The organism is Advenella sp. EE-W14, assembly GCF_012923605.1.
GTDB classification, from domain to species: Bacteria; Pseudomonadota; Gammaproteobacteria; order Burkholderiales; family Burkholderiaceae_B; genus Advenella; species Advenella alkanexedens.
In genome coordinates this window covers 1-25,851 of record NZ_JAAVNG010000016.1, presented here as the reverse complement: position 1 = coordinate 25,851, position 25,851 = coordinate 1, and the positions used below count along the sequence as shown (strand labels likewise).

At 50.7% G+C, this 25,851-nt stretch carries 29 protein-coding genes; 25 read left to right on the top strand and 4 right to left on the bottom strand.

The genetic code is table 11. The features are described 5' to 3' along the window. On the top strand, positions 1 to 547 hold a 547-nt coding region (locus HCX92_RS14065), incomplete at its 5' end, for a GMC oxidoreductase (protein WP_248290073.1). A 112-nt stretch (positions 548 to 659) separates the two neighbouring features. Beyond that, positions 660 to 2,171: a DNA recombination protein RmuC gene (gene rmuC / locus HCX92_RS14060; protein WP_169295600.1), complete on the top strand. Its 1,512-nt coding sequence runs from the start codon at positions 660 to 662 to the stop codon at positions 2,169 to 2,171. Here the strand turns inward: rmuC and HCX92_RS14055 are convergent. Both HCX92_RS14055 and HCX92_RS14050 read right to left on the bottom strand, forming a co-directional pair. After that, the gene (locus HCX92_RS14055; protein WP_169295599.1) at positions 2,168 to 3,358 is read right to left on the bottom strand and encodes a PLP-dependent aminotransferase family protein; all 1,191 of its coding nucleotides are present in this window, start codon (positions 3,356 to 3,358) and stop codon (positions 2,168 to 2,170) included. The two genes, rmuC and HCX92_RS14055, sit on opposite strands and share 4 nt — an antisense overlap. Before the next feature lie 64 nt (positions 3,359 to 3,422). Next, positions 3,423 to 4,928, bottom strand: a complete 1,506-nt coding sequence (locus HCX92_RS14050; RefSeq protein ID WP_169295598.1) for an aldehyde dehydrogenase family protein — start codon at positions 4,926 to 4,928, stop codon at positions 3,423 to 3,425. A gap of 502 nt (positions 4,929 to 5,430) precedes the next feature. On the opposite strand from HCX92_RS14050, the gene HCX92_RS14045 reads away from it, so the two are divergent. The 23 genes from HCX92_RS14045 to HCX92_RS13935 all read left to right on the top strand — a co-directional run bounded on the left by HCX92_RS14045 (position 5,431) and on the right by HCX92_RS13935 (position 23,873). Next, a complete protein-coding gene (locus tag HCX92_RS14045) occupies positions 5,431 to 6,609 on the top strand; it encodes an FAD-binding oxidoreductase (RefSeq protein ID WP_169295597.1) in 1,179 nt (392 codons plus the stop codon). A 98-nt stretch (positions 6,610 to 6,707) separates the two neighbouring features. Beyond that, entirely contained in the window at positions 6,708 to 7,832 is a 1,125-nt protein-coding gene (locus tag HCX92_RS14040) for a branched-chain amino acid ABC transporter substrate-binding protein (protein ID WP_169295596.1), read from the top strand. Positions 7,833 to 7,958: 126 nt separating this feature from the next. Next, positions 7,959 to 8,876 (top strand): branched-chain amino acid ABC transporter permease LivH, encoded by a 918-nt coding sequence (locus HCX92_RS14035; RefSeq protein ID WP_169295595.1) that lies wholly within the window; start codon positions 7,959 to 7,961, stop codon positions 8,874 to 8,876. Then, entirely contained in the window at positions 8,876 to 10,468 is a 1,593-nt protein-coding gene (livM, locus tag HCX92_RS14945; RefSeq protein ID WP_169295594.1) for a high-affinity branched-chain amino acid ABC transporter permease LivM, read from the top strand. The genes HCX92_RS14035 and livM overlap by 1 nt, the downstream gene beginning before the upstream one ends. Then, complete coding sequence (locus tag HCX92_RS14025; RefSeq protein WP_169295593.1) at positions 10,465 to 11,283, top strand: ABC transporter ATP-binding protein; 819 nt, start codon at positions 10,465 to 10,467, stop codon at positions 11,281 to 11,283. The genes livM and HCX92_RS14025 overlap by 4 nt, the downstream gene beginning before the upstream one ends. Before the next feature lie 8 nt (positions 11,284 to 11,291). Further along, positions 11,292 to 11,996, top strand: coding sequence for an ABC transporter ATP-binding protein (locus HCX92_RS14020; RefSeq protein ID WP_217735593.1), 705 nt, complete (start codon positions 11,292 to 11,294; stop codon positions 11,994 to 11,996). Next, positions 11,997 to 12,596, top strand: a complete 600-nt coding sequence (locus tag HCX92_RS14015) for a helix-turn-helix domain-containing protein (RefSeq protein ID WP_169295591.1) — start codon at positions 11,997 to 11,999, stop codon at positions 12,594 to 12,596. Further along, on the top strand, positions 12,596 to 13,537 hold the full coding sequence (locus HCX92_RS14010) for a delta(1)-pyrroline-2-carboxylate reductase family protein (protein ID WP_169295590.1): 942 nt from the start codon (positions 12,596 to 12,598) through the stop codon (positions 13,535 to 13,537). The genes HCX92_RS14015 and HCX92_RS14010 overlap by 1 nt, the downstream gene beginning before the upstream one ends. A 243-nt stretch (positions 13,538 to 13,780) precedes the next feature. Next, positions 13,781 to 14,470 carry a 50S ribosomal protein L3 gene (rplC, locus tag HCX92_RS14005; RefSeq protein WP_169295606.1) on the top strand — a complete coding sequence of 230 codons (690 nt, stop codon included), beginning with the start codon at positions 13,781 to 13,783 and terminating at the stop codon, positions 14,468 to 14,470. Continuing rightward, entirely contained in the window at positions 14,470 to 15,090 is a 621-nt protein-coding gene (gene rplD, locus HCX92_RS14000; protein ID WP_169295589.1) for a 50S ribosomal protein L4, read from the top strand. Before rplC ends, rplD begins: the two co-directional genes overlap by 1 nt. Beyond that, entirely contained in the window at positions 15,087 to 15,389 is a 303-nt protein-coding gene (gene rplW / locus HCX92_RS13995) for a 50S ribosomal protein L23 (RefSeq protein WP_169295588.1), read from the top strand. Before rplD ends, rplW begins: the two co-directional genes overlap by 4 nt. 1 nt (position 15,390) lies before the next feature. Beyond that, positions 15,391 to 16,218 (top strand): 50S ribosomal protein L2, encoded by an 828-nt coding sequence (gene rplB, locus HCX92_RS13990; RefSeq protein ID WP_169295587.1) that lies wholly within the window; start codon positions 15,391 to 15,393, stop codon positions 16,216 to 16,218. A 14-nt stretch (positions 16,219 to 16,232) separates the two neighbouring features. After that, the gene (gene rpsS / locus HCX92_RS13985; RefSeq protein WP_169295586.1) at positions 16,233 to 16,508 is read left to right on the top strand and encodes a 30S ribosomal protein S19; all 276 of its coding nucleotides are present in this window, start codon (positions 16,233 to 16,235) and stop codon (positions 16,506 to 16,508) included. Positions 16,509 to 16,511: 3 nt separating this feature from the next. Next, entirely contained in the window at positions 16,512 to 16,841 is a 330-nt protein-coding gene (rplV, locus tag HCX92_RS13980; protein ID WP_169295585.1) for a 50S ribosomal protein L22, read from the top strand. 9 nt (positions 16,842 to 16,850) lie between these two features. Then, a complete protein-coding gene (rpsC, locus tag HCX92_RS13975) occupies positions 16,851 to 17,639 on the top strand; it encodes a 30S ribosomal protein S3 (protein ID WP_169295584.1) in 789 nt (262 codons plus the stop codon). A gap of 2 nt (positions 17,640 to 17,641) precedes the next feature. Beyond that, positions 17,642 to 18,058: a 50S ribosomal protein L16 gene (gene rplP, locus HCX92_RS13970; protein ID WP_169295583.1), complete on the top strand. Its 417-nt coding sequence runs from the start codon at positions 17,642 to 17,644 to the stop codon at positions 18,056 to 18,058. A 10-nt stretch (positions 18,059 to 18,068) separates the two neighbouring features. Next, positions 18,069 to 18,260, top strand: coding sequence for a 50S ribosomal protein L29 (gene rpmC / locus HCX92_RS13965; protein WP_169295582.1), 192 nt, complete (start codon positions 18,069 to 18,071; stop codon positions 18,258 to 18,260). Position 18,261: 1 nt separating this feature from the next. Beyond that, positions 18,262 to 18,537 (top strand): 30S ribosomal protein S17, encoded by a 276-nt coding sequence (gene rpsQ / locus HCX92_RS13960; protein ID WP_169295581.1) that lies wholly within the window; start codon positions 18,262 to 18,264, stop codon positions 18,535 to 18,537. 236 nt (positions 18,538 to 18,773) lie between these two features. Next, positions 18,774 to 20,147: an FAD-binding oxidoreductase gene (locus HCX92_RS13955; RefSeq protein ID WP_246587494.1), complete on the top strand. Its 1,374-nt coding sequence runs from the start codon at positions 18,774 to 18,776 to the stop codon at positions 20,145 to 20,147. Positions 20,148 to 20,182: 35 nt separating this feature from the next. Beyond that, entirely contained in the window at positions 20,183 to 21,595 is a 1,413-nt protein-coding gene (locus tag HCX92_RS13950) for an FAD-binding oxidoreductase (RefSeq protein ID WP_169295580.1), read from the top strand. 24 nt (positions 21,596 to 21,619) lie between these two features. After that, positions 21,620 to 22,438 (top strand): 2-oxo-tetronate isomerase, encoded by an 819-nt coding sequence (otnI, locus tag HCX92_RS13945; RefSeq protein WP_169295579.1) that lies wholly within the window; start codon positions 21,620 to 21,622, stop codon positions 22,436 to 22,438. Beyond that, complete coding sequence (locus HCX92_RS13940; RefSeq protein WP_169295578.1) at positions 22,422 to 23,330, top strand: aldose 1-epimerase; 909 nt, start codon at positions 22,422 to 22,424, stop codon at positions 23,328 to 23,330. Before otnI ends, HCX92_RS13940 begins: the two co-directional genes overlap by 17 nt. A gap of 3 nt (positions 23,331 to 23,333) precedes the next feature. Beyond that, positions 23,334 to 23,873 (top strand): YaeQ family protein, encoded by a 540-nt coding sequence (locus HCX92_RS13935; protein ID WP_169295577.1) that lies wholly within the window; start codon positions 23,334 to 23,336, stop codon positions 23,871 to 23,873. 165 nt (positions 23,874 to 24,038) lie between these two features. Here the strand turns inward: HCX92_RS13935 and HCX92_RS13930 are convergent, their stop codons facing one another. Together HCX92_RS13930 and HCX92_RS13925 are read right to left on the bottom strand one after the other, a co-directional pair. Beyond that, entirely contained in the window at positions 24,039 to 25,019 is a 981-nt protein-coding gene (locus HCX92_RS13930; protein ID WP_169295576.1) for a tripartite tricarboxylate transporter substrate-binding protein, read from the bottom strand. 226 nt (positions 25,020 to 25,245) lie between these two features. Beyond that, positions 25,246 to 25,851: tripartite tricarboxylate transporter permease (locus tag HCX92_RS13925; protein ID WP_211182221.1), on the bottom strand; the 606-nt coding region annotated here is incomplete at its 5' end.

Genomic DNA, 25,851 nt, shown 5'->3' with positions numbered 1-25,851 from the left:
GGGGGGGTATGAACTGGAAACCCTGGCATTGGGCCTGCCGTTTTATGCTGCCTTCTTTGATCCGGGCAGTTGGGGCACCGATTTTGCCTCGTATATGGATGCTTATGATTACACGGCCGGCTTGTGGATTGTCGGTGAGGATATGCCACGCACCAGCAATCGTATTACCCTGAATACCGATGCAAAAGATGCCAATGGCCTGCCTGTTCCCAATGTGCATTTCGATGATCATCCCAATGACGTAGCCATGAGGGATCATGCGTACAAACAAGGTATTGCGATGTATGAGGCTGTAGGTGCGAAAAAGGCGTTTCGCACGCCACCTTATCCTTCAACCCATAATTTGGGTACCTGCCGCATGAGCGAAAAGGCCGAAGACGGCGTGTGCAACAAGTATGGCCAAACGCATGATATTGTCAATCTGTTCATTTCCGATGGCAGCCAGTTCACGACCGGCGGTGCTGAAAATCCGACCCTGACGATTGTGTCGCTGGCTATCCGGCAAGCGGACTATATCGCTGATCAGATGATGAAAAAACAGCTGTAAGAGGTGATATTTAAAAGGCCTGGCTCTGTCCCAACCTGGCAGGGCCGGGCCTTTTGTCTTATTGAGTGGACATTTGGTATAAGATTGTGTTTTGCCGACAGAATCTTAAAGCATGAACGAATTTATCCAGACCCTGGGTCCTTCTTCCCAGATAGGGCTTGCCGCGCTGGCAGGTGGTATTTTTGGCATTTTGCTGTGTGCCCTTTTCATGTATTCCCGGCAGGCTGGCAGTCGTGCCCGTATTGCCGTGCTTGAGCAGGCGCTGAATGACCGTATGGCATCGCTGGAGCTGCAGGCACAGCAGTATGATGAGTTGCAGGATGATTATCGTATTCTGGATGGTCGCAAAGAGGCCATGGGCAATGAGCTGGCTGCCGCCCTGGCGGAAAAAAACCATTTGCAGGCATTGGCCGGTGACTTGCGCCAACAGTTGCAAATACGGGAGTCACAACAGCAAACCTTGCAGGCCACATTGGCTGGGCTGGAAAAAAAACTGGCCACGCAGCAATCGGAAATGCAGCACAAGCAGCAAAGCCTGGATGAGTTGCGCCAGCAGTTTGCCCAGTCCAAGGCACAATTGGCGATTGAATTCCAGAACCTGGCCGATCGTATATTCACGGAAAAGGAACAGGCTTTTTCGCGTCATAGCCAGGTTTCCATGGAAAGCCTGCTAAAGCCGTTTCGTGAGCAGATAGACCGCTTTCAAAGCCGGATCAACGAGGTACATGACCAGTCGGTGCAGGGGCAATCGCTGTTGCAGTCGCAAATCAGGCAGATGTTTGAGGTGGGCATGAAAATGACTCAGGATGCCGATGCCCTGGCCCGTGCCCTGAAAGGGGATAAAAAAACCCTGGGTAACTGGGGTGAGATGCAGCTTGAGCGGGCGCTTGAAATAGCGGGCCTGGTCAAGGGCGATCACTTTCAGACCCAGGCCCATTTCCGCAATGAAGCGGGCCAAAGCCAGTTACCCGATTTTGTACTGTACCTGCCCGATGGCAAGCATCTGGTTATTGACAGCAAGGTCTCCCTGAACGACTATCAGAAGGCGGTGAACGCAACGCAGGATGGGGTCATGCAGTCCTCCCTGGATGCGCATGCCAAGGCGGTCAGGAATCATATTGATCAGTTGTCCGACAAGAATTACAGCAATTTGCAAGGTATGCACAGCCCCGGTTTTGTGTTGATGTTCATGCCGGTCGAAGCTGCTTACATAGAGGCGCTCAGGCATCCGTCCAATCTGTTTCAGTATGGTTATGAAAAAGGGGTGGTGCTGGTTTCGCACACGACCCTGATGCCTGTTTTACGAACGGTTTCCTACCTGTGGATGATGGCGCGCAGCAATGAGCAGGCCGCCCAGATCGGTGACCGTGCCGTGGATATTTACAATCAGGTGACCCGGGTGGCCGAGCATCTGTCCCGCTTGGGTGGAACATTGAATACGGTGGGTACGCATTACAATGCCGTGGTGGGTTCGCTGGCAGGCCGGCAGGGCTTGATTGGCAAGGTGGAGCGGTTCAACGAGTTGTCAGCCAAGGCCAGCCGGAAAATGATCGAACCCGAGCCGATTCATCCGGATTTTGATGTCAGCCGGCTGGATACCCTGGTGAGCAATGGCAAGCCTTAATAACGGTCCAGCGCTTTTCTGAGTCGGGTCACGCCTTCGATGATTTGCGCTTCATTGCTCATGGCAAATGACAGGCGTAATGCGCTTTCATCGGGTTGGTCGGCATAAAAACCGCTGCCGGGCACAAACATGACTTTTTCATCAATGGCCAGCGGCAAGAGGCGGGTGGCGTTGATGTCAGCAGGCAGGTAAGCCCAGATAAACATGCCGCCTTGGGGCCGTACCAGTTTAAGCTGACCGTTAAAGTCGGCTGAAAAAGCGTTCAGCATGCATTGCGCCCGCTGCCGGTAGGTGTCGATAATATAAGGCAAATGCTGCTCATAGCGTCCCGAGTTCAGGTAATGGGCGGCGACCGCCTGCATGAACGGTGCCGAGCACATATCTCCCACCTGTTTGGCCAGCACGCAGCGGCGTAAAATATCGGGGTGGGCGATCATCCAGCCGATTCGCAGGCCCGGTGCCACGGTTTTGGACAGGCTGGACAGGTAAATGACCTGGTCCTGTGCCGGTGTTGAACGGGCCAGCTCTGCCAGAGTGGGTAACGATTCCCCGCCAAAGCGCAACTGGCCATAAGGGTCATCTTCAATCAGCAGACAATTGGTGGTGGCCAGCAGCGCCAGCAGTTTCTTGCGTTTTTCCAGAGACAGGGTAATGCCGCTGGGGTTGGCAAAGGTGGGTACACAGTAAAAAAACTTGGGCTGATGCTGTTGCAGCAGTCGTGCCAGTTCCTCAAGATCGGTGCCGTCTTCTTCAACCCCGACGGTGATGATATTGGCACCGGCCAGCCGCAGGCCCTGAATGGCGGCCGGGTAGGCGGGACGCTCTACCAGTGCGGTATCACCCGGTTCGATCAGGGCCCGCACCAGCAGTTCATAGGCCTGCTGTGAGCCACTGGTTACCAGGATGTCATCTTTGCCGGCCTGGATGCCGCGTTGGGTGCAAAGGGCGGCCAATGCTTCGCGCAAGACCGGCAGCCCTTCGCTGGAACCGTAAGACATGGACTCTTGCAGGGAGGATGTCTGGGCGGCGATGGAGGCCTGCAAACCGGGAATATCGAATAATTCAGGGGCGGGATAGCCACCGGCAAAAGAGATCATGCCGGGCGTGGACAGGTATTTGAACAATTCCCTGATGGGTGAACCCTTGATTTCTTTGAACGGTGCGGCGAAAGGAAAACCGGAAGACATAGTCAGACCTCTTCATCAATGGAATGGGGGTGCCCATCGTTGGATGGGAATGTTCAGGATGGCATTAATCGTCACCAAATTTCACGCCCTGGGCCAATGGCAGTTCACGTGAGTAGTTGATGGTATTGGTGGCCCGGCGCATATAACCTTTCCATGCATCGGAGCCGGACTCACGGCCGCCACCGGTTTCTTTCTCACCACCGAAGGCGCCACCGATTTCGGCACCCGAGGTGCCGATGTTGACGTTGGCAATGCCGCAGTCGGAGCCGGCGGCGGACATGAAATACTCGGCCTCAAGCAGATTGGTGGTGAAGATGGCCGAAGACAGGCCTTGAGGAACGTCGTTTTGCAGGGCCAGTGCATCTTCGAAGCGTTCATAACTCATGATGTAAAGGATGGGCGCAAACGTTTCCTGGCGTACCACGTCGGTTTGTGCCGGCATTTCGACCAGTGCGGGCTCAACATAATAGGCATCGGGGAACTTGTCGTGCAAGACGCGCTGGCCGCCAGTGACAATCCCGTTTTGTTCAGTCGCTGTTTGCAATGCGGATTGCATGGCGTCAAACGCAGCCTTATCAATGAGCGGGCCGACCAGCGTACCCGCCTCAAGAGGGTTGCCAATCGGTAAGCTGCGGTAGGCTTTTTTCAGTCGTTCGGCAAGTTCCTGGACGATGCTGCTGTGGACGATCAGGCGGCGCGTGCTGGTGCAGCGTTGTCCGGCGGTGCCGACCGCACCAAAAACAATACCTCGCACGGCCATGTCCAGGTCTGCGGTTTCGCTGACGATAATGGCATTGTTGCCGCCCAGTTCAAGAATGCAACGACCAAACCTGGCTGCCACTTTGGGGCTAACTTCGCGACCCATGCGGGTGGAGCCGGTGGCTGAAACCAGGGCAACCTTTGGATTGTTAACCAGAATTTCACCGGTTTCCCGCTGGCCAATCACCAATTGCGACAGGTGTTCAGGCGCATCACCAAATTTTTTCAGGGCGCGTTCCAGCAGGGCTTGGGTAGCCAGGGCGGTTAGCGGGGTTTTTTCAGAAGGTTTCCAGATGACGGCATTGCCACATACCAGGGCCAGGGCGGTATTCCATGACCAGACCGCAACCGGGAAGTTGAAAGCGGTGATCACGCCTACCACACCCAGTGGATGCCAGGTTTCCATCATACGGTGTCCCGGGCGCTCCGAGGCGATTGTCAGGCCGTATAGCTGACGTGACAGGCCAACCGCAAAGTCGCAGATATCAATCATTTCCTGGACTTCACCCAGACCCTCGGAAACAATTTTGCCCGCTTCAATTGAAACCAGACGTCCAAGGGCTTCTTTGTTGGCGCGCAATTCCTCGCCCAGCAGGCGAATCAGCTCCCCGCGTCGTGGGGCCGGCACCTGGCGCCACTGTGTATAGGCGGCATGGGCCCGGTCGATGGCGGCAGTAGTTTCTGCCGCGGACGTTTCAACAACCTCGGCGATTTGGGCGCCGTCAATGGGCGAAAAAACGCCAAGACTGCCTTCCTGAAAGGAGGCGGGGGTGACACCTAAAGAGACAAGTAATTCCTGGACTGAACTCATGGCTGGTTTCCTTTGTGAATCATCAGGGTAAGAACAGCGTGTTAAATGAACCTGCCGAGGCAGGGGAAGTGAAGCATGATCGGATGGATTGAAGGTATCCACGATTAATAGATTAACAATTGATTTTCTTAAAGTCAAAAAATTTCTTATAAGAAAACAAAATAAACCGAAAGGGTTTTCCCTTACATGTCTTTTTATGGAATTAAATATATGTTGTTTTATATCAATGGATTATATCCTTTATTTTATGGCATTAAATTTTTAAATTTGAATTTTTCCTTTTATTTTTCATGATAGGAAATAAAAAAAAATAGTGACGGAAGCAAGAATTCTTTGCTTCTTAAAAATTAAAATCATTTATTTTTATTTATAACCAATTGATTTTTAATAATAATTTTTTGTTTTTGCAATTTGTTAAAAAATTTAGGTGTAAATAATGATTGACGTCAGATTTTTCTTATGAGAATTTATCAGTTATTCAGAACTTGTAATGAGACGTTGCATGAAGAACTGTTTTGATGTGGTGATCGCTGGCGGTGCGGCAACAGGAAGCGCTTTGGCCTATTTTTTAAGCGCCTCCCATTCGTTTAAAGGTTCCATTCTGGTCATTGAAAAAGACGCGTCTTACCAGAAATGTGCAACCGCCTTGTCGGCCGCTTCCATACGCCATCAATTTTCCACCGTTGAAAATATCCAGATGTCGCAGTTTGGCAGCGAGTTTTTGTACGGTATTGGTGAAACCCTTGAGGTGGATGGCGAGCGGCCTGATGTGAATTTTCAGGAAGCGGGTTATCTGTTCCTGTCCACGCCGGAAGGCTATGCGACCTTACAGGAAAACAATGCCTTGCAACGCGCTTTGGGGGCGCAAATCGTCCTGTTGTCAGACCGGCAGTTGCAAGAGAAATATTCATGGCTGAATGTGTCTGATTTGGCGGGCGGTTCGTTGGGCCTCAAGGGGGAAGGCTGGCTGGATGCCTATGGCATGATGCGGGCTTTTCGTCGCAAGGCAATTGCCCAAGGGGTCAGTTACATTGAAAATGAGGTGCTGCAGGTGCACCGGGAAGGTGGACGTGTAACCGGTGTGACCCTCAATAACGGTGAAACCGTTTCCTGTGGTGTCTTTGTGAATGCGGCGGGTACCGGGGCCATGAAACTGGCGAGTCAGGCGGGTATCGAGTTGCCTATCGAATCGCGCAAGCGCAGTGTCTTTTACGTAACTTGCCCCGAGACGGTCAATGACTGTCCCATGTTGATTGATCCAAGCGGTGCTTATATTCATCCTGAAGGGGAAGGGTTTATTTGTGGTATTCAGCCACCGGCAGACCAGGACCCCGAGTGTTTTGATTTTGACGTTCAATACCAGCTGTTTGATGATCTTCTGTGGCCCATCCTGGCCCATCGGGTACCGGTTTTCGAAGCCTTGCGCTGTGAACATAGCTGGGCCGGTCATTATGATTACTGCACCTTCGACCAGAACGTCATACTCGGTTATCACCCCGATATCAATAATATGGTTTTTGCTAATGGTTTCAGTGGTCACGGCATGCAACAATCACCTGCAGTGGGTCGTGCTCTTGCCGAGTTGATTGAGTTTGGCGAATACAGAAGTTTGAATTTGAAGCGCTTGGGCTGGGAGCGGGTGTTAAACGGTCAGCCCATTATCGAGAAGAACGTCTGGTAGTTCACATACGTATTAAGCAGTCTGGTTGTATATCGTTTTTTTTAATTATGTTCTTTGTGTTTACAAGGATCCATGCTGGTCAATTTCAGGAGAAAAGCATGAATAAAGGATTTAAAAAGCTTTTTATTACAGCAGCACTTGCAACCGCTTTCTCTGCTCCCGCCATGGCAGAAGAGTTTATCAAGATTGGCCTGGGTGCCCCTATTACGGGTGGTAGCGCCGCGTTTGGTAAACAGTTGCTCCTGGGAGCTGAGGCTGCCGCCGAAGCCATTAACGCGAAGGGTGGCGTCCACGGCAAAAAAATCAAGATCATTCAGGGTGATGATGCTTGCGAGCCCAAACAGGCGGTCGCCGTGGCCAACCGTTTTGTTGACCAGGAAAAAGTGGATGCCGTGGTGGGGCATTTCTGCTCTTCCAGTACCATCCCCGCTTCTGAAATTTATGACGAAGCCAATATCCTGAATGTGACCCCTGCTTCGACCAACCCCAGGGTGACCGAACGGGACCTGACAACGCTGATTCGTGTTTGCGGTCGTGATGACCAGCAGGGTGAAGTTGACGCGCAGTTCATCCAGGAAAATCTTAAAGCCAAAAAAATTGCGGTGATCAATGACAAGGATACCTATGGTGTTGGCGTGGCCAATGCCACACGGGATGCGGCCAAAAAACTGGGTGTTGACGTGGTGCTCGAGGATGGCGTAACCCGCGGTGAGCGCGATTACAACGCCCTGGTCACCAAAATCAAGGGAGCTGATGTCGACGCTGTTTTCTTTGGCGGCTTATATGCCGAAGGTGGATTGCTGGTCAAGCAGCTTCGCCAGCAGGGTCTGACCATTCCTTTTGTCTCGGTTGATGGTATTGCCGATCCGGCTTTCGTGACGGCTGCGGGTGGACCGCAGTTTGCTGAGGGCACTTACATGAGCTTCCTGCGCGATCCGCGGACGGATCCCGCCAGTAAGAAGGTTGTGGAAAAACTGAAAGAAAAAGGTAGTGATTCTGCCGGTTTCACCCTTTATTCTTATGCAGCGGTTGAGGCCATTGCCGCGGCCCTGGAAGCCAACAAGGATGAGAAGGATGGCACGAAACTGGCCGAATGGATCAAGAACAATGAAATAGACACCGTTCTGGGTAGAAAAGGATGGGATGAAAAAGGTGATCCTAAAACCAATGACTTTGTTGTTTACATCTGGGATAAAGAAGGCAATTACGTTCCCATTCAGTAGTGCTTAATTGTGCTGCATTGCCCTTACCATGGGCAATGCGGCGACTTAATCAAACTCATAGATAAGAAGAGTGCTTTTACGGAAGGCATGGGAGCTTTTTGTCTTTACCGAAAAGGTAGGTGTTTAATGGAATGGCATATTTTAGGTCAGCAGCTCGTAAATGGTATTTCGCTGGGCTCCATCTATGGTCTGATTGCGATTGGCTATACCATGGTTTATGGCATCATCGGAATGATTAACTTTGCACATGGTGATATTTATATGGTCAGCGCCTATATCACCGCCATTGCTTTTGCGGTGATTACGTTTTTAGGGGTTGATGCTGTCGCCCTGTCCCTGGTTCTTACCCTGGTTGTCACCATGTCCATTACCGGACTTTACGGCTGGTACATAGAAAGAACCGTTTATCGTCCCCTCAGGACAAGCAACCGCCTCGCCCCGCTTATTACGGCCATCGGCGTGTCATTGTTATTGCAAAATTATGTCCAGATCAGTCAGGGACCCAATGTGCAGGGGGTGCCTTCTTTATTTAGTGGTGGTTTTACCATTGGTACGGCTGATGCATTTTTCCGTATTCGCTACATGGATCTGATTATCGTGATTGTCAGTTTGTCGGCGATGCTGCTGTTGACTTTCATTATTCAAAAAACCAGTCTGGGCAGGCAGTGTCGGGCAGTGGAACAAGACCGCAAAATGGCCACGATTCTGGGCATTAATACCGGTCGTATCATTTCAACCGTGTTTGTTATTGGTTCCATGATGGCGGCCGTTGCCGGTGAGCTGGTCACGTTCAATTACGGCTCGTTTGATTTCTATATCGGTTTCGTGCTGGGTATCAAGGCGTTTAGTGCTGCGGTGTTGGGGGGCATAGGTTCTTTGCCGGGCGCCATGCTCGGAGGTATGTTGCTGGGTGTGCTCGAGTCATTTTTCTCCGGTTTTGTCAGCAGTGATTATAAAGACGTGTTTTCTTTTAGCATTCTGGTGCTTGTCCTGGTTTTCAAGCCTAGTGGCTTGCTGGGTAAGCCTGCAGTGGAGAAAGTGTAATGAATATAACGCCTAATTCAAACGGGAAAACCGCGTCACTGACATCGTCCGGACAGGCAAATTCTGCAGCCTTGGTTGTGGACGGTACACCCGTGTCACGGGCAGTGGATGTGCCTGATTCACGCATTGATTTCAAGCATTCCCTGAAAGACGCCGTAATAGCCGGGATACTGACCATGCTGGTGTTCAGCCCGATTACCAATTTCATACTGCAACAATATACGTTCAAGGTCGACTGGTTGCGCACACCGTTTTTTCTCAATGGTCTTTCAATTGGTCTGATCGTTGCCTTTGTCCGTTTCTTTGTCTCTGTGGGTATCCAGACAGAAGCAGGTCAGCGTTTTACCCATAAGTATCTGACTGTTCAGCAGCATGTGCATGTCGAGGATGAGCATGCCGATGGCATGCAAAAACTAAGGAAATTGCTCGTCTCTGGCGGTGCGGTTGCGGCCGTTGCCATGGCGTTGGGCCTTTCGGGCGTCATTTATATTGGTACCTCGGCCGCGTTGGTTCTGATTGTGCTGTTCGTGGTGATTGCCATGGGGGTACGTATCCCCAAACGGCGTGGCATGAAGCATCCCTGGAAAGGCGCATTGCCAGTCTTGTTTTTGTTGGGACTGATTATGCCTTTGCTGTTTTTCCACTTTGGTATTTTTGGTAAAAGCTGGGCAACCAACCTGACCATGGCCATGGTGTATGTGCTGTTGGGATTGGGCTTGAATATTGTGGTGGGGCTGGCAGGACTGCTTGATCTTGGTTTTGTTGCTTTTTACGCGGTGGGTGCTTATTTTCTCGCCCTGGGCTCCCAGTATCTGGGTATCGGCTTTTGGACGGCCCTTATCCTGGCACCTTTGTTAGCCGCCCTGTGTGGCGGCTTGCTGGGTTTTCCGGTCCTGAAAATGCATGGTGATTATCTGGCGATTGTTACCCTTGGGTTTGGTGAAATTATCAGGCTGGTGCTGGTGAACTGGATTGATTTTACCGGTGGGCCTAATGGTGCTTCCGCGCCGTCACCCACTATTTTCAATCTCGAATTCATTCGTCGTGCCAAAGGAGATGCGATTCCATTCCATGAGTTTTTTGGTTTGCCATATAGTCCGGATTATAAATTTATCTTTATTTATTTGATGATCTTTATCATCACAATGGCCGTGCTGCGGGTCTTTACGCAATTAAGGGTAATGCCAATCGGTCGTTCCTGGGAGGCTTTGCGCGAAGACGAAATTGCCTGTCGGTCCCTGGGTATCAACCACGTCACCGTCAAATTGTCCGCCTTTATGCTGGGTGCGTTAACCGGGGGTATTGCCGGTGTGTTCTTTGCGACAGCCCAAGGGTTTGTCAGTCCGATGTCATTCAATTTTTTCGAATCGGTCCTGATTCTTTCCATCGTGGTGCTGGGTGGTATGGGGAACTCGCTTGGCGTCATTCTTGCCGCGTTTACATTAACCCTCATGCCGGAATTCCTGAGAAGTTTTTCTGAATATCGGGTATTGATGTTCGGCCTGCTGATGATTTTGATGATGATCTGGCGACCTAATGGTTTATTGCGCGCCAAGCGTCCGGTATTTGAACGGGAAGAGGTCATGTCATGAGCGGTCAACTGTTACTTGAAGTTAAAAATTTATGTCGCCGGTTTGGTGGGATTATCGCCAATAACAATGTCTGTTTTGAGGTCAGGGAGGACTCTATTACGTCCCTGATCGGTCCCAATGGTGCCGGTAAAACAACCGTGTTCAATTGCGTGACCGGTTTTTATGCGGCCACTTCAGGTGAGATTTTTCTGCACGGACCCAACGGGTCGGTGGAGGTGGGTAATTTGCTGAATCGACCTTTTACCGGTGGTTCTTACCTGGTTTCCCGGGCAGGTATTGCCCGTACCTTCCAGAATATCCGCCTGTTCAAGGATATGACCGTGCTTGAAAACCTGCTGGTTGCCCAGCATCGTTCACAGAACAGAAATCTTTTGTCTGGCATTTTTGTCACGCATGATTTCTCCAACAAGGAGGAAGAAAGCGTCAATCGGGCGTATGAATGGCTGGATATGGTTGATTTGGCTGTTGATGCCAACCGGCTGGCCGGTGAGTTGTCTTACGGTCGTCAGCGGCGTCTGGAAATTGCCCGTGCCATGTGTACCAATCCACGCCTGATTTGCCTGGATGAGCCGGCGGCCGGTCTCAATCCAAGGGAAACGGTAGACCTGTCCAATCTGATCCGTAAATTGCGTGATGAATGCAAGGTGACGGTTTTGCTGATCGAGCATGATATGGGACTGGTCATGGATATTTCCGATCATATTGTTGTCATGGATCAGGGTTCCGTCATTGATAGTGGCAGCCCGGAACACATTCGTAATTCAGACGTGGTTATTGCCGCCTATCTAGGCACGGATGTAGAGGATGAAGCATGAGTGAAATTATTCTGGACATCAAGAATGTCAATACTTTTTACGGACCTATTCAGGCACTCAGGGATGTTTCATTGCATATTAATACCGGAGAAATTATTTCCCTGATTGGTGCCAATGGGGCCGGGAAAAGCACCCTGCTCATGACCATCTTTGGTGCCCCAAAGGCCAAATCGGGTCAGATCCTGTATAAAGGGCAGGATTTGACCCGGTTGCAGGCGCATCAGATTGCCGGCAAGGGCATTGCCCAGGTGCCCGAGGGACGACGGATATTTGCAAAAATGACGGTCGAGGAAAACATCATGATTGGGGCCCTGCCGATTGGGGACAAACACATGGATGAAGACCGTGCCACCATGTTTGAACTGTTTCCGAGACTGAAAGAGCGGCGCAATCAGCGGGCGGGCACGCTGTCTGGTGGTGAACAGCAAATGCTGGCGATTGCCCGGGCCCTGATGGGGCGTCCGGACATGATTTTGCTGGACGAGCCCAGTCTGGGGCTGGCGCCATTAATTGTGAGGCAAATCTTTTCAGTGCTGAAAGAACTGGGAAAAAATGGTAAAACCATCTTTTTGGTCGAGCAAAATGCCAATCATGCCTTGAAGCTGGCAGATCGTGCATATGTAATGGTGAATGGTGAAATCAGAATGACAGGAACTGGGGCTGAATTATTGGCAAATCCGGAAATCAGGGATGCTTATTTGGGAAGTCATTAAATGAGTACGCGTGAAGAAACGCCTTTAATGCAGCGTTTGCGTGCCGTTCGACAGCAAAACAATTGGACGCTGGAGCAGGCCGGCAAAGAGTGCGGGATTGCCGCCTCTACGCTGTCCAAAATCGAAAACGGTCTGATGTCGCCTACTTATGACGTTCTGCAAAAACTGGCAACCGGCCTGAATCTGGATGTTTCCGAGTTGTTTACGTCAGCCCGTGATGCCATGGGGGCCGGACGGTGCGTAGTGGATCGTGCCGGACAGGGAAAACCGCATAAAACGCCCCATTACGACCATCAGTTGTTGTGCGCGCAGCTGTCAAATAAAAAAATAATGCCTTTTCATACCTGCATTACGGCACGGAAATTTTCCGATTTTCGTGACTGGAGCCGTCATGACGGAGAAGAGTTTGTTTATGTATTAAGTGGTGAAATAGAGCTGCATACCGAATATTATGCGCCAGCCCAGCTTGGCCCGGGAGATTGTTTTTACATAGATAGCCGGATGGGGCATCGCTGTATCAGTGTCAGCGAAGAAAACGCCACGGTTATATGGGTTGCAACACAACGAAATTCACAAAAACACGAATCAGGAGACACGTAATGAGCCAGCCTGCGATTCAGGTATTTGATGCACAACAAACAGCCGGTTTGATCGGTTTTGCGGAACTGGTCCGTGCCATTCGTGAAATGGCGGTGGAATATACGGCTGGCAGGGTTAAGTGCCCGGATCGTCAGGTGTTGCCTGTGCCAGGCAATGAAGAGGGGGGTGTTTTGCTCTCCATGCCGGCCGCCGCTGAAGATATATTGACGCATAAGCTCATTTCCCTGTTGCCGGGCAATCCCGCAAATGGTTTGCCCACCATTCAGGGAACGGTGACCGTTCTGGACAGTAAAACCGGGGTGCCTCTGTTTGTGCTGGATGCGCCTACCGTTACGGCCTGGAGAACGGCGGCCCTTTCCATGGTGGGTCTTGAGTGCTTTACGCCCGAAACACCCGGAAAAATCGTCCTGATGGGGGCGGGTACCCAGGCGGTTGCCCATGTGCGGGCCATTAATGCGCTTTATCCAAACGCAACCATTTATGTTGCCGGTAGGGTGTCATCAGCAGGCAAGGTACAACGTTTTTGCGAGCAGTTTGCCGGATTGTCCAATGCCCTCATCCCGGTGGAGCAAAGCAATCTGCCGGATGATTTTGATGCCGTTATCACGCTGACCACTGCCACCGAGCCCATTTATCATGCACCGGCACAAGTGGGGCGATTGATTATCGCAGTGGGTGCTTTTCAACCGCATATGTGTGAAATTGCCCCTCAAACCGTTATGGGCAGTACCTGCTATGTCGATGACCCGGTAGGTGCCCTGCATGAAGCCGGGGATTACATCCGTGCCAAAAAAGACTGGTCGGAAGTGATCCCGTTAGAGCAGGCCTTGCGTACGGATATTGATTTCTCACGTCCCATCATGTTTAAAACCGTAGGTATGGGCGCCTGGGACCTGGCGGCTGCCAGGGTGGCCTGCCAATCGCTGGGCGCCCGTGTCTGAATGGCCGCCAGAAAGGGTTGCCGATGAGCCATTTCAGTCATTGGCAACTAAACCCTTGAAAAAAAGACATTTTTTACAACAACCGCAAAAAATAATCTTGTCAGGGGACTTGAATAATGTTATATTGACAGGCTAACCGAAATGCAATAACGGTTAGGGATAAATTAACCCACAACACCAGTTCACTGCTGGTGTCAATTTATATTAGGCCCAGCCAATCGTAGCTGGGGATTGGAGAAAATGATGTCGAATACGACACCTACACCTGCCGCTCATCGGCTGGGACTGTTGGGTCGCAAGGTTGGCATGATGCGTATTTTTACCGAGGAAGGCGAGTCCATTCCGGTAACAGTACTTGACGTATCAAACAACCGTGTTGCTCAAGTCAAGTCTCTTGAAACAGATGGTTATGCAGCGGTACAGGTTGCTTACGGCAACCGTCGTGCAACCCGCGTGACAAAAGCGCAAGCGGGTCACTATGCCAAAGCCGGCGTTGAAGCTGGTTCCATTCTTAAAGAGTTCCGTCTAGATCCTGCAAAAGCTGCTGAATTTTCAGCTGGCGCTGCATTGCCTGTCGAAAGCATTTTCGAAGCAGGCCAGAAAGTGGACGTGCAAGGTACAACGATCGGTAAAGGTTTTGCCGGTACCATCAAACGTCACAATTTCGGTGCACAACGCGCTTCTCACGGTAACTCACGTTCACACCGTGTTCCCGGTTCTATCGGTATGGCGCAAGACCCAGGTCGCGTTTTCCCCGGTAAGCGCATGTCCGGTCACATGGGTGATGTGACTCGCACCGTACAAAATCTTGATATCGTTCGCGTTGATGCAGAACGTGGTCTTCTTCTGGTCAAGGGCGCTGTTCCTGGCCACAAAAATTCCGACGTTGTTGTGCTTCCAGCTATCAAAATGACTGTTAAAGGAGCAAAATAATGGATCTTAAGCTCCTGAATGAACAAGGTCAGGCTGCTGCTACCGTTAGCGCGCCCGACACCGTTTTTGGCCGTGATTTCAACGAAGCCCTGATTCACCAGATCGTAGTTGCCTACCAGGCAAACGCACGTATGGGTAACCGTGCCCAGAAAGATCGTGCGGAAGTCAAACACAGCACCAAAAAACCATGGCGCCAGAAAGGTACCGGTCGTGCACGTGCTGGTATGACATCTTCTCCCGTATGGCGTGGAGGCGGTCGTACATTCCCTAATTCACCTGATGAAAATTTCAGCCAGAAAGTGAATAAGAAAATGTACCGTGCCGGTATCCGTTCCATCCTGTCACAATTGGCACGTGAAGATCGCATCGCTGTTGTCGAGTCTTTCTCTTTTGATACGCCTAAAACAAAACTGGCTGCCAGCAAATTGAAAGCAATGGGTCTGGATTCCGTTTTGGTTATCACCGATGTTGTTGACGAGAACACCTACCTGGCAACCCGCAACCTGCCACACGTAGCCGTTGTAGAACCGCGTTACGCTGATCCTCTTTCTTTGGTCCACTACAAAAAAGTGTTGATCACGAAAGCGGCTATCGCTCAATTTGAGGAGATGCTGGGATGAAAGCAGAACGTTTATTGCAAGTAATTTTGGCGCCGGTCATCACAGAAAAAGCAACCTTTATTGCTGAATCTGGCGAGAAACCGCAATTTGCATTGCGCGTTGCTCCTGATGCAACCAAACCAGAAGTCAAGGCAGCTGTTGAGTTGCTTTTCAAAGTAGAAGTTGAGTCTGTCTCTGTTCTGAACCGTAAAGGTAAAGTAAAACGTGCAGGTCGTTTCGTCGGTCGTCGCCGTGCAAACCGTATCGCTTACGTTTCACTCAAAAAAGGTCAAGAACTTGACTTTTCGGAGGTGAACTAAGATGGCATTAGTTAAAACTAAACCAACATCAGCCGGTCGCCGCGGCATGGTAAAAGTGGTTACTCCAGGCTTGCACAAAGGACTTCCTTTTGCCGGTTTGGTAGAATCCAAAAAACGTGGTTCCGGTCGTAATAACAACGGTCATATTACTGTCCGCCATCGTGGCGGTGGTCATAAGTCCCACTATCGTATTGTCGATTTCCGTCGCAACAAAGATGGCATTCCAGCCAAAGTAGAGCGTCTGGAATACGATCCTAACCGTACTGCACATATTGCACTGTTGTGCTATGCAGATGGTGAGCGTCGTTACATCATTGCTCCTCGTGGCCTTGAAGTCGGTGCAACGGTCGTGTCTGGCCTGGAAACACCCGTACGTACAGGTAATGCAGCGGCTATCCGCAATATTCCAGTTGGTACAACCATTCACTGTATCGAAATGCTGCCCGGCAAAGGTGCCCAAATGGCACGTTCAGCAGGTGCATCTGCAGTCCTGATGGCCCGTGAAGGTACTTACGCCCAGATCCGTCTGCGTTCTGGCGAGGTTCGTCGCGTTCACATCGATTGCCGTGCAACGATTGGTGAAGTGGGTAACGAAGAACACAGCTTGCGTCAAATCGGTAAAGCCGGTGCAGTTCGCTGGCGCGGTATTCGTCCTACCGTTCGTGGTGTTGCCATGAACCCGGTCGATCACCCACATGGTGGTGGTGAAGGACGTACTGGCGAGGCTCGTGAGCCAGTCAGCCCATGGGGTACTCCAGCGAAAGGCTTCAAAACCCGCCGCAACAAGCGTACAGACAACATGATTGTCTCACGTCGCAAGCGTAAATAAGGGGCGATACTAATATGTCACGTTCTATTAAAAAAGGCCCATTCGTAGATGCCCACTTGGTTAAAAAAGTGGAAGCAGCTGTCGATGGCAAAGAGAAAAAGCCGATCAAAACCTGGTCGCGTCGTTCAACCATCCTTCCTGATTTTATCGGATTGACTATCGCTGTTCATAACGGTCGTCAACATGTTCCGGTTTATGTTAACGAAAATATGGTTGGTCATAAGCTTGGCGAATTCGCGCATACGCGTACCTACAAAGGTCACGCTGCGGATAAAAAGTCAAAGAGGTAAGTGATGGAAACTACAGCCGTAATTCGTGGTGTACATATTTCTGCGCAAAAAACGCGTCTTGTTGCGGACATGGTCCGTGGCAAACCCGTTGCCCAAGCGCTGAATATTCTTACATTCACACCTAAAAAAGCCGCCGGTATCGTTAAGAAAGCCCTTGAATCAGCAATTGCTAACGCAGAGCATAACGATGGTGCCGATATTGATGAGCTCAAAGTAACTACAATCTATGTAGACAAAGCCCAGTCAATGAAGCGATTCTCCGCTCGTGCCAAAGGCCGCGGTAACCGTATCGAGAAGCAGACTTGCCACATTGTGGTCAAAGTCGGCGTTTAAGGAGTCACAATGGGTCAGAAAATTCACCCTATAGGGTTCCGTCTCGCAGTGAATCGTAACTGGAGTTCACGCTGGTACGCTGACAACAAAGACTTTGGCACAATGCTTGCCGAAGACGTCCGTGTGCGTGAGTATCTGAAACGTAAACTGAAAAGCGCATCTGTTGGTCGTGTGCTTATCGAGCGCCCTGCCAAGAATGCACGTATCACCGTTTTCTCAGCACGTCCTGGTGTTGTAATCGGTAAGCGTGGTGAAGATATTGAAAGCTTGAAAACAGATTTGCAACGCCTGATGGGTGTGCCTGTTCACGTCAATATTGAAGAAATTCGCAAGCCTGAAACCGATGCACAGCTGATCGCCGATTCCATCGCCCAGCAGCTTGAAAAACGTATCATGTTCCGTCGTGCCATGAAGCGCGCAATGCAAAATGCAATGCGCCTGGGTGCACAAGGTATCAAGATCATGTCTTCAGGCCGTTTGAATGGTATCGAGATTGCCCGTACAGAATGGTATCGTGAAGGTCGTGTACCTTTGCATACACTGCGTGCAATCATTGATTATGGTACATCTGAAGCACAAACCACCTACGGTATCATTGGTATCAAGGTTTGGGTTTACAAAGGCGACTTGCTGCCTAATGGTGAAATGCCTGCAGAACCTGCAGCCGCACCCCGTGATGATGAGCGTCGTGCACGTCGTCCACGCGGTGATCGTCCTGATGGTCAGCGTCGTCCAGGCGGTCGTGGCCGTGGTGGTCGCAAGGCAGCTGAAGCAGCCCCTGCGCCAGAAGGAGAATAAACATGTTATCACCAGCACGTAGAAAATACCGTAAAGAGCAGAAAGGTCGTAATACCGGTCTGGCTACTCGCGGTACAAACGTCAACTTTGGCGATTTTGGTCTGAAAGCAACCGGTCGTGGCCGTCTGACAGCCCGTCAGATCGAGGCAGCCCGTCGTGCAATGACTCGCCATATTAAACGTGGCGGCCGTATCTGGATCCGTATCTTCCCCGATAAGCCAATTTCACAGAAACCTGCTGAAGTTCGTATGGGTAAAGGTAAAGGTAATCCCGAGTTTTGGGTCGCTGAAATTCAACCAGGCAAAGTTCTGTACGAGATGGACGGTGTAAGTGAAGAGCTTGCCCGTGAAGCTTTCCGTCTGGCAGCCGCCAAGTTGCCTATTTCGACGACATTTGTAAATCGTCATTTGGGCTCTTAAGGGGATCTTTATGAAAGCTAGTGAACTACGTTCAAAAGACGCAACCGAGCTGAATAAAGAGCTCGAGAGCTTGTTGCGTGCACAATTCAACCTGCGTATGCAGCGTGCTACCCAGCAACTTTCTAACACCAGCCAGTTAGGCAAAGTACGTCGTGACATTGCTCGCGTTCGTACAGTATTAACTGAGAAAGCAGGAAAGTAACATGAGCGAAACTCAAACACCCGCCAAGCGTCAGCGTACTCTGATCGGTAAAGTGGTTAGCAATAAAATGGATAAAACAGTGGTCGTTCAAGTTGAGCGCCGTGTTAAACATCCTTTGTATGGCAAAATCATTGTCCGCTCAAACAAATACAAAGCGCACGACGAAGCAAACCAGTATAACGAAGGCGATACAGTGGAAATCGCTGAAGGCCGTCCCATTTCACGCAGCAAATCGTGGAGTGTTGTACGTCTGATCGAAGCCTCTCGTCTTATTTAATAACAGGGCAGGTCCAGGCCTGCCTTGCCAACGATAGAAGTGGCCTTCCTTATACCGGATGTCAGTAAAAAACCTCGCCTTGTGCGAGGTTTTTTCTTGTTTGTTTGGTGTCATTGCCTGCTATCTTGGGGCGGAAAAGAAAAATCATTTTTTTCCCTGCTTGTGAAATGATCAATAAGTGGCCACACAAGAAGTTATCATTGAGTGTTAAAGCGATTTGCAGTTAGAAGGATATAATGAAAAACAATTCTCCATCATTTAATGCTTTGCTGGCCAGTGTGCCACATATTGACAGCCCGGATCAAATGCAGCGTCACATGAGTGACATGAGCGGTTATGAAGGTGCCATGCCGGCGGTGGTATTTCGGCCGGTGTCCACTGAACAGGTATCGGCAATTGTCAAAACCTGTGCGCAAGAAGGCAGGAAAATCACCATACAGGGTGGGCTGACTGGCCTGGCCGGTGGCGCATGTGCCGATGCCGACGATGTGGTCATTTCCCTGGAAAGCATGAACCGTGTGGAAGAAATTGACACCATTGGTGGTGTCGCGATTGTGCAGGCGGGCGTCATACTTGAAAACCTGTGCCAGGCCGTCGAGCAGGAAGACTGGTATTTTCCGCTGGATTTCGGTTCGCGTGGCTCCTGTCTGATTGGGGGCAATGTGTCCACCAATGCCGGTGGTAACAAGGTGCTGCGTTATGGCACGACCCGTGACCTGGTGCTGGGCATGGAAGTGGTGCTTCCCGATGGCACCATCCTGAATATGCTGAACCGCCTGATCAAGAACAATACCGGTCTGGATCTTAAACACCTGTTTATTGGTACCGAAGGCCGTTTGGGTATTATTACCCGTTTGTCCCTGCGCCTTTTTCCCAATCCGCAAACCCGGGCCACCGCCCTGGTTGCCCTGGATTCTTTTGACCACGTTACCCGCATGCTCAAAGAGGCGCGTTCTGCCTTGCCCGATTTATCGAGTTTTGAGGTCATGTGGCAAAGCTATCTGGTACAGGCTGCCTTGCATGCAAATAAAGAGCTGCCCTTTGAAGGGAATTATCCCATTTATGTGCTGCTTGAAATTGAGGGCGCTGATAAACCCGTGTTCCATGAGGGCTTTCATGCCTTCCTGGAATTCCTCATTGAACATGAAATCGGCCGTGACGTGATTGTGCCGCAAACCCTGGAGCAGAGCGACTCACTCTGGCAGATCCGCGATGCCATTGGTGAAATTTTACGCAGTATCAAACCTTATGTGGCATTTGATATTGGCATACCGCTTAAACATATGCCGGCTTTTATTGAGCAGGTAACCGCTGCCCTTGAAAAAGAATATCCACATGCGATGAATTTGTTGTTTGGCCATCTGGGTGATGGCAACCTGCATTTAACCACCGGTAAACTGCAGGAAGCGCAAATTCTGGCGGTTGAAGAGTTGGTGTACAGCATTGCCTCCAGGTTCAGGGGAAGTATTTCCGCTGAGCATGGCATTGGCCGTATCAAGAAACCGTTTTTGAAATACAGTCGCAGCCAGGAAGAACGGGATTTGATGAGCGCCATTAAAAACCTGATCAATCCCCAGGATCTTTTCAATGCCGGCCGTATTGTGGATTAATGGCTTGGCAAGCTAATTTACAGGATAGAAAAACAATGAGTTATAACTCCCCCATGAAAGAAGTGCGCCAACTGTCTGATGAAGCCCGTGCCGCTTTCAAGGCCGCTTTTGGTGATCGTTTCATTACCACACAAGCCGTGCGTGAGCATCACGGTAGTGATGAATCTCCTTATCCGGCCTGCCCGCCCGAAGCGGTCATTTTTCCGCATAATGCCGATGAGGTGGTTACGGTTGTCAATTTGTGCAACCAGTACGATGTACCCCTGATTCCTTTTGGCATCGGTTCTTCCATTGAAGGTCATGTGCTGGCGATTGAAGGGGGTATTTCCCTTGATTTCACGGAAATGAACAAGGTGCTGGCTGTCAGCCCTGGCGATTTCACCGTGACGGTGGAACCGGGCGTAATCCGTACCCAGCTGAATGAGGAAATCAGGCATACCGGTTTGTTTTTCCCGATCGATCCGGGTGCCCATGCCTCGATTGGCGGCATGACGGCCACCCGTGCTTCGGGTACCAATGCCGTGCGTTATGGCACCATGCGTGAAAATGTGGTTTCCCTGAAAGTAGTTACGGCAGATGGCAAAATCATCCGTACAGGCAGCCATGCGCGCAAATCATCGGCCGGTTACGACTTGACCCGTCTGTTTGTGGGCAGCGAAGGCACGCTGGGTATCATTGTTGAAATTACACTGCGTGTGTATCCTATCCCCGAAGCTATCTCGGCCGCCATTTGCAACTTCGAAACCCTGGAGTCTGCGGTGGAATGCGTGAACCAGATCATGCAAACAGGAATTGAAATTGGCCGGGTTGAATTCATTGATGAACAGGGCGTGAAAGCTGCCAATCAATACAGCAAGTTAAGTTTGAAAGAAAGTCCGATGCTGTTGTTTGAATTTACCGGTTCCGCTTCCAGCGTTAAAGAGCAGATTGAAATTGTGCAGGAAATCGCCAAAGATAATGGTGGTATGGATTTTGAGTGGGCCGAGCACCAGGAAGACCGCAACCGTTTGTGGACGGCACGGCATAACCTGTATTTTGCCTGCCTGCAATTGCGCCCCGGCGCGCGTTCCATTACCACCGATGTCTGCGTGCCTATTTCCCGGTTGGCCGAGTGCGTGACCGCCACGGCCAAAGACCTGCAGGACAAACCGTTCCCCTGGTCCATCCTGGGGCATGTGGGCGATGGCAATTTCCACGTTCTCATGATGATTGATCCGGAAAACCCGCAAGAATGGGCTATGGCGGAAGAAATCAATAAGCGGGTGGTGCAGCGGGCCATCGATATGGACGGTACCTGCACCGGTGAGCATGGTATAGGCATTCACAAAATGAATTTCCTGAAAATGGAACACGGTGAAGATGCGATCCACTTGATGCGTTTGCTCAAGCACGCCTATGATCCGAAAAATATCCTGAATCCGGGCAAGATGATTGCCTGGGAAGCCTGATGGTTTGATCACAAGTGAATAGTCATGCTCAAGTTTGCAGCCAATCTTTCCATGATGTACACCGAGGTTCCCTTTCTGGAGCGTTTTGCCCTGGCGGCAAACGATCAGTTCAAAGGCGTGGAATTTTTGTTTCCCTATGAGTACAGTGCGGCAGACATCGCCCGTCAACTGTCTCTAAACGGGCTTGAGCAGGTCTTGTTCAATGCCGTTCCGGGTAACTGGGACGCCGGGGAGCGGGGACTGGCCTGTTTGCCTGGCCGTCAGGCGCAGTGTCTGGCTGGTGTGGAAAAAGCCCTGGAATATGCCACCGTGTTGGGTAATCGCCGTATTCACTTCATGGCTGGCATTGTTCCGGATGACTTGAGTCCAGCTGTTGCGCATGAATGTTACTGCCAGAACCTGTCACGGGCAGCCGCTCTGGCTGCCCAGGCCGGGGTAACGTTATTGATTGAACCGATCAATCCGTTTGATATGCCCGGGTATTTTTTAACCACCCAGCAACAGGCTCACCAGCTCATTGAACTGCTTAACCAGCCCAATATCAAGGTTCAAATGGACATATACCATTGTCAGATTGTAGAAGGTGACTTAAGCAGAAAGCTGACTACCTATATACCCACCGGCAGGGTCGGCCATTTGCAGATTGCCGGTGTGCCTCACCGGCATGAGCCTGATAACGGCGAGCTCAATATGGGCTATTTGTTTGATGTGCTCAGGCAACTGGATTATCAGCACTGGATAGGATGTGAATACCGTCCAGCGGGCCGCACCCGAGAAGGATTGGCCTGGCTTGAACGGGAAAGACATAAAGATAAAGGTGAAAAACGTGCAGCAATGCCTTGAACTGAAAGCGGGTAATGCCCGTCTGGTAGTGGCCCCTCATATTGGTGGGGCCATTGTGGCTTATAAACATGTGCTGACGGATCGGGAATATCATTGGCTGCGTCCGGTCGACCCGGTTCATGTGCAAAACCGGAATGTGTCCGAGATGGCCAGTTTTCCGCTGGTGCCATGGGCCGGTCGTCTGCGTGACGGCCGTTTTGTTTATGAAGGTCGTCATATTCATTACCTCTCACGGAAAAAAGAGTCACCGCATAGCATTCATGGGTTTTTACGAAACAGGGAATGGCAGGTGATGACGCATACAGATACCCGGCTGGTGATTGAGTATGTGCATGCGCCTGATGACTGGCCTTTCGCCTTCCGGGCGCAACAGGTGTTTGAGCTTGATGAAAACAAGCTGACCGTGTATTTGGACATCAGTAATACCGGGCAACAAAGCATGCCACTGGGGATGGGGCATCACCCTTATTTTCCCAAAAACGAACATACCCGTTTGACAGCGCAGGTTGGCAAGGCCTGGTACGCAGACCAGGAGGTAATGCCGATCAGACTGGATGAGCACCCGCTTGCCCGAGAAATGGCGCAGGGGATTGATGTTGCCCGACATGCGCTGGATACCCCTTTCATAGACTGGGCACATGAAGCGCAAATCAGTTGGCCTGACGAGCAACGCAAACTGGTGATGACGGCCGATACGCCGTTTGATTTCCTGATTGTGTACAGCCCGGAAGGGGCACCCTGGTTTTGTGCCGAGCCTTTTGGCAATGTGACAGATTGCTTTAACATGCGACATACTCATTCAGCACGGGAAGTGGGCGGACTGGATGTGTTGCCGGGACAGACTGTGAATACCCGCTTCAGCCTGACTCCGGTTTTGTATAAGGATAATTAATTCATGGCACTTGGTGCAACAATCTATAAAGCAGAAATCAATATTGCCGATAATGACCGCGCCTATTATGGCAGCCATGCCGTTACCGTCGCCCGGCATCCATCAGAAACCGAAGAGCGGCTCATGATTCGGATCCTGGCCTATGCACTGTACGAAAATGGTGATGAGATGCTGGCCTTTACACGTGGTCTGAGTGAGGTGGATGAGCCTGATTTATGGCGTAAGGACCTGACAGGCACTATTTTGCAATGGATAGAAACGGGCCTGCCCGATGAGCGCCGCCTGTTGAAGGCCTGCGGGCGTGCCGGGCAGGTGGTTGTGCTGGCTTATGGGCGCAATGCCGCTATCTGGTGGGCAAGTATGGCGAGCAAGCTTGAGCGGGCCCGTAATCTGAAAGTATATGTACTCCCGGTGGAATCAACCCAAAAACTGGCTTCTTTGGCAGACCGTAACATGACCCTGCATTTTAATGTGCAGGATGCAACGGTTTGGGTTTCTTCTGACAAGGGCGATGCGCAAATTGAGATCCAGGCCTTGAATTGAGGTTTTTTTCTACTGCCTAAAAAGCCAAAAAGTGAATAAAAAGCACCCCAGGCGTATCATGAAAAACGTCCTGGGGTGCTTTTGAAGGTTTATGCCAAAGATTTATTGGCCAGGCTTGTGACGCTTGCCTGGACCACTTGCTCCTTTAGTGTAGCCGGTTAACGATTAATTAACGTTCATGCCTTCGGCTTGCAGGATAGGACCCCATTTCTTGATTTCAGCATCTACCCAGTTTTTCAGGGATTCAGGGGTCTGTCTTTCTTCGCTGACAATTTCAGCGCCAAGATCGGCCATTTTCTTTTTGAAGGGTTCTGATTTGAGCGCTTCTTTAAGGGCCCCATTGAACTTGGTGATGACTGGCTCTGGCGTGCCTTTGGGCGCATAAATACCATGCCAGACTTTAAAATCGAAGCCTTTCAGGCCCTGTTCGTCAAGGGTGGGTGCGTCAGGCAGTTTGCTGATGCGGTCTTTGGTGGTTACACCGTAGAATTTGACGGTTTTTGCATCGATGTGTGGAATGGTTTGTGTGGTTTGGTCACACAGGATATCAACCTGCTTGCCCAGCAAGGCAGTCATGGCAGGACCGGTTCCCTGGAAGGGAATGGTGGTGAATTTGGTATCAATGGCCTGTTGCAGCAATGATCCGCACAGTTGTGAAACGGCACCCGGGCCGGCATTGGCCAGGTTGATGGTATCTGCATTTTGCTTGGCGTATTCAATGAATTCCTGCAAGTTGTTGGGCGGGAAGTCGGCACGTGCCAACAAGGTCATGGGGACGTCAACCACTTCACCTACATATTCAAAGCTGTTAAGCGGATCGAACTTCAGGTTTTTGTACAGGGCAGGTGCCGTTGCCATGCCATTGTGGTGAAGAAAAAATGTATACCCATCGGGTTTTGAATTGGCGATATGGGCGGCAGCAACGGTGCCACCCGCACCGGTTTTGTTTTCTACAACAATGGGTTGTTTCAGGATTTTACCCAGTTCCGCACCCAGGGAGCGGGCGACAACATCAGTAGGACCGCCGGCGGCAAAAGGAACAACCAGTGTGATCGGATGTTCGGGATATTCGGCATGTGCCGCACCCGTGCTCATTGCAAACAGAGCAATACCAAGGCTTGTCAGTTTCAGGAATTTGGATGTCATGGTGTGATCTCCGGAAATGTGGAAGAGCAGGCATAAAGCCTTTTCTTTAAAAAATAGATACAAGTAGTGTAACTATTTTGAAGACAATTGCCGTTTTGATTTTATTAAGTAAGCGTTATGTAAACCGAAAGCTGGATGCTGGATGTTTGGGTTAACCAAATAATAAAGGTTTTAACAAGATAAAAAAAAGGCAGGTTAATCATAAACCTGCCTTTTTATTTAAGGATTAATCCTCTTCGACAAACGTTTCTTCACGTTTTTTGCGGATGGATGGCAGTGCCACCAGAATGACCAGGCCAACAGCCATTAACAACAGGGTCAGTGACAGCGGACGCTCAACGAAGGTCAGGAAGTCACCCCGGGACAACAACAGTGCCCGGCGGAAGTTCTCTTCCATCATTGGGCCCAGTACCAGACCCAGCAACAGCGGCGCACCTTCACACTTCAGTTTGGTCCAGATATAACCGATGATGCCAAAGATACCCATGACGTAAATATCAAACGCGTTGTAGTTCAGCGAGTACACACCGATCGTGCAGAACAGCAAAATGGCCGGGAACAGGACACGGTAAGGCACTTTGAGCAGTTTGACCCACAGGCCCACCAGCGGCAGGTTCAGGACCACCAGCATCAGGTTGCCAATCCACATGGACACGATCAGGCCCCAAAACAGTTCAGGGTGGCTGCTCATGACCTGCGGACCGGGCTGGATGTTGTGAATCGTCATGGCACCCACCATCAGGGCCATCACGGCGTTACCGGGAATACCCAGGGTCAGCAAGGGGATGAACGAGGTTTGTGCCGCCGCGTTGTTGGCCGACTCGGGGCCGGC

What these genes read in the sequence shown, in the direction of transcription:
- rmuC (WP_169295600.1), top strand. Translation starts at nt 660, where the DNA reads ATGAACGAATTTATCCAGACCCTGGGTCCTTCTTCCCAGATAGGGCTT.
- HCX92_RS14055 (WP_169295599.1), bottom strand. Translation starts at nt 3,358, where the DNA reads ATGTCTTCCGGTTTTCCTTTCGCCGCACCGTTCAAAGAAATCAAGGGT.
- HCX92_RS14050 (WP_169295598.1), bottom strand. Translation starts at nt 4,928, where the DNA reads ATGAGTTCAGTCCAGGAATTACTTGTCTCTTTAGGTGTCACCCCCGCC.
- HCX92_RS14045 (WP_169295597.1), top strand. Translation starts at nt 5,431, where the DNA reads ATGAAGAACTGTTTTGATGTGGTGATCGCTGGCGGTGCGGCAACAGGA.
- HCX92_RS14040 (WP_169295596.1), top strand. Translation starts at nt 6,708, where the DNA reads ATGAATAAAGGATTTAAAAAGCTTTTTATTACAGCAGCACTTGCAACC.
- HCX92_RS14035 (WP_169295595.1), top strand. Translation starts at nt 7,959, where the DNA reads ATGGAATGGCATATTTTAGGTCAGCAGCTCGTAAATGGTATTTCGCTG.
- livM (WP_169295594.1), top strand. Translation starts at nt 8,876, where the DNA reads ATGAATATAACGCCTAATTCAAACGGGAAAACCGCGTCACTGACATCG.
- HCX92_RS14025 (WP_169295593.1), top strand. Translation starts at nt 10,465, where the DNA reads ATGAGCGGTCAACTGTTACTTGAAGTTAAAAATTTATGTCGCCGGTTT.
- HCX92_RS14015 (WP_169295591.1), top strand. Translation starts at nt 11,997, where the DNA reads ATGAGTACGCGTGAAGAAACGCCTTTAATGCAGCGTTTGCGTGCCGTT.
- HCX92_RS14010 (WP_169295590.1), top strand. Translation starts at nt 12,596, where the DNA reads ATGAGCCAGCCTGCGATTCAGGTATTTGATGCACAACAAACAGCCGGT.
- rplC (WP_169295606.1), top strand. Translation starts at nt 13,781, where the DNA reads ATGTCGAATACGACACCTACACCTGCCGCTCATCGGCTGGGACTGTTG.
- rplD (WP_169295589.1), top strand. Translation starts at nt 14,470, where the DNA reads ATGGATCTTAAGCTCCTGAATGAACAAGGTCAGGCTGCTGCTACCGTT.
- rplW (WP_169295588.1), top strand. Translation starts at nt 15,087, where the DNA reads ATGAAAGCAGAACGTTTATTGCAAGTAATTTTGGCGCCGGTCATCACA.
- rplB (WP_169295587.1), top strand. Translation starts at nt 15,391, where the DNA reads ATGGCATTAGTTAAAACTAAACCAACATCAGCCGGTCGCCGCGGCATG.
- rpsS (WP_169295586.1), top strand. Translation starts at nt 16,233, where the DNA reads ATGTCACGTTCTATTAAAAAAGGCCCATTCGTAGATGCCCACTTGGTT.
- rplV (WP_169295585.1), top strand. Translation starts at nt 16,512, where the DNA reads ATGGAAACTACAGCCGTAATTCGTGGTGTACATATTTCTGCGCAAAAA.
- rpsC (WP_169295584.1), top strand. Translation starts at nt 16,851, where the DNA reads ATGGGTCAGAAAATTCACCCTATAGGGTTCCGTCTCGCAGTGAATCGT.
- rplP (WP_169295583.1), top strand. Translation starts at nt 17,642, where the DNA reads ATGTTATCACCAGCACGTAGAAAATACCGTAAAGAGCAGAAAGGTCGT.
- rpmC (WP_169295582.1), top strand. Translation starts at nt 18,069, where the DNA reads ATGAAAGCTAGTGAACTACGTTCAAAAGACGCAACCGAGCTGAATAAA.
- rpsQ (WP_169295581.1), top strand. Translation starts at nt 18,262, where the DNA reads ATGAGCGAAACTCAAACACCCGCCAAGCGTCAGCGTACTCTGATCGGT.
- HCX92_RS13955 (WP_246587494.1), top strand. Translation starts at nt 18,774, where the DNA reads ATGAAAAACAATTCTCCATCATTTAATGCTTTGCTGGCCAGTGTGCCA.
- HCX92_RS13950 (WP_169295580.1), top strand. Translation starts at nt 20,183, where the DNA reads ATGAGTTATAACTCCCCCATGAAAGAAGTGCGCCAACTGTCTGATGAA.
- otnI (WP_169295579.1), top strand. Translation starts at nt 21,620, where the DNA reads ATGCTCAAGTTTGCAGCCAATCTTTCCATGATGTACACCGAGGTTCCC.
- HCX92_RS13935 (WP_169295577.1), top strand. Translation starts at nt 23,334, where the DNA reads ATGGCACTTGGTGCAACAATCTATAAAGCAGAAATCAATATTGCCGAT.
- HCX92_RS13930 (WP_169295576.1), bottom strand. Translation starts at nt 25,019, where the DNA reads ATGACATCCAAATTCCTGAAACTGACAAGCCTTGGTATTGCTCTGTTT.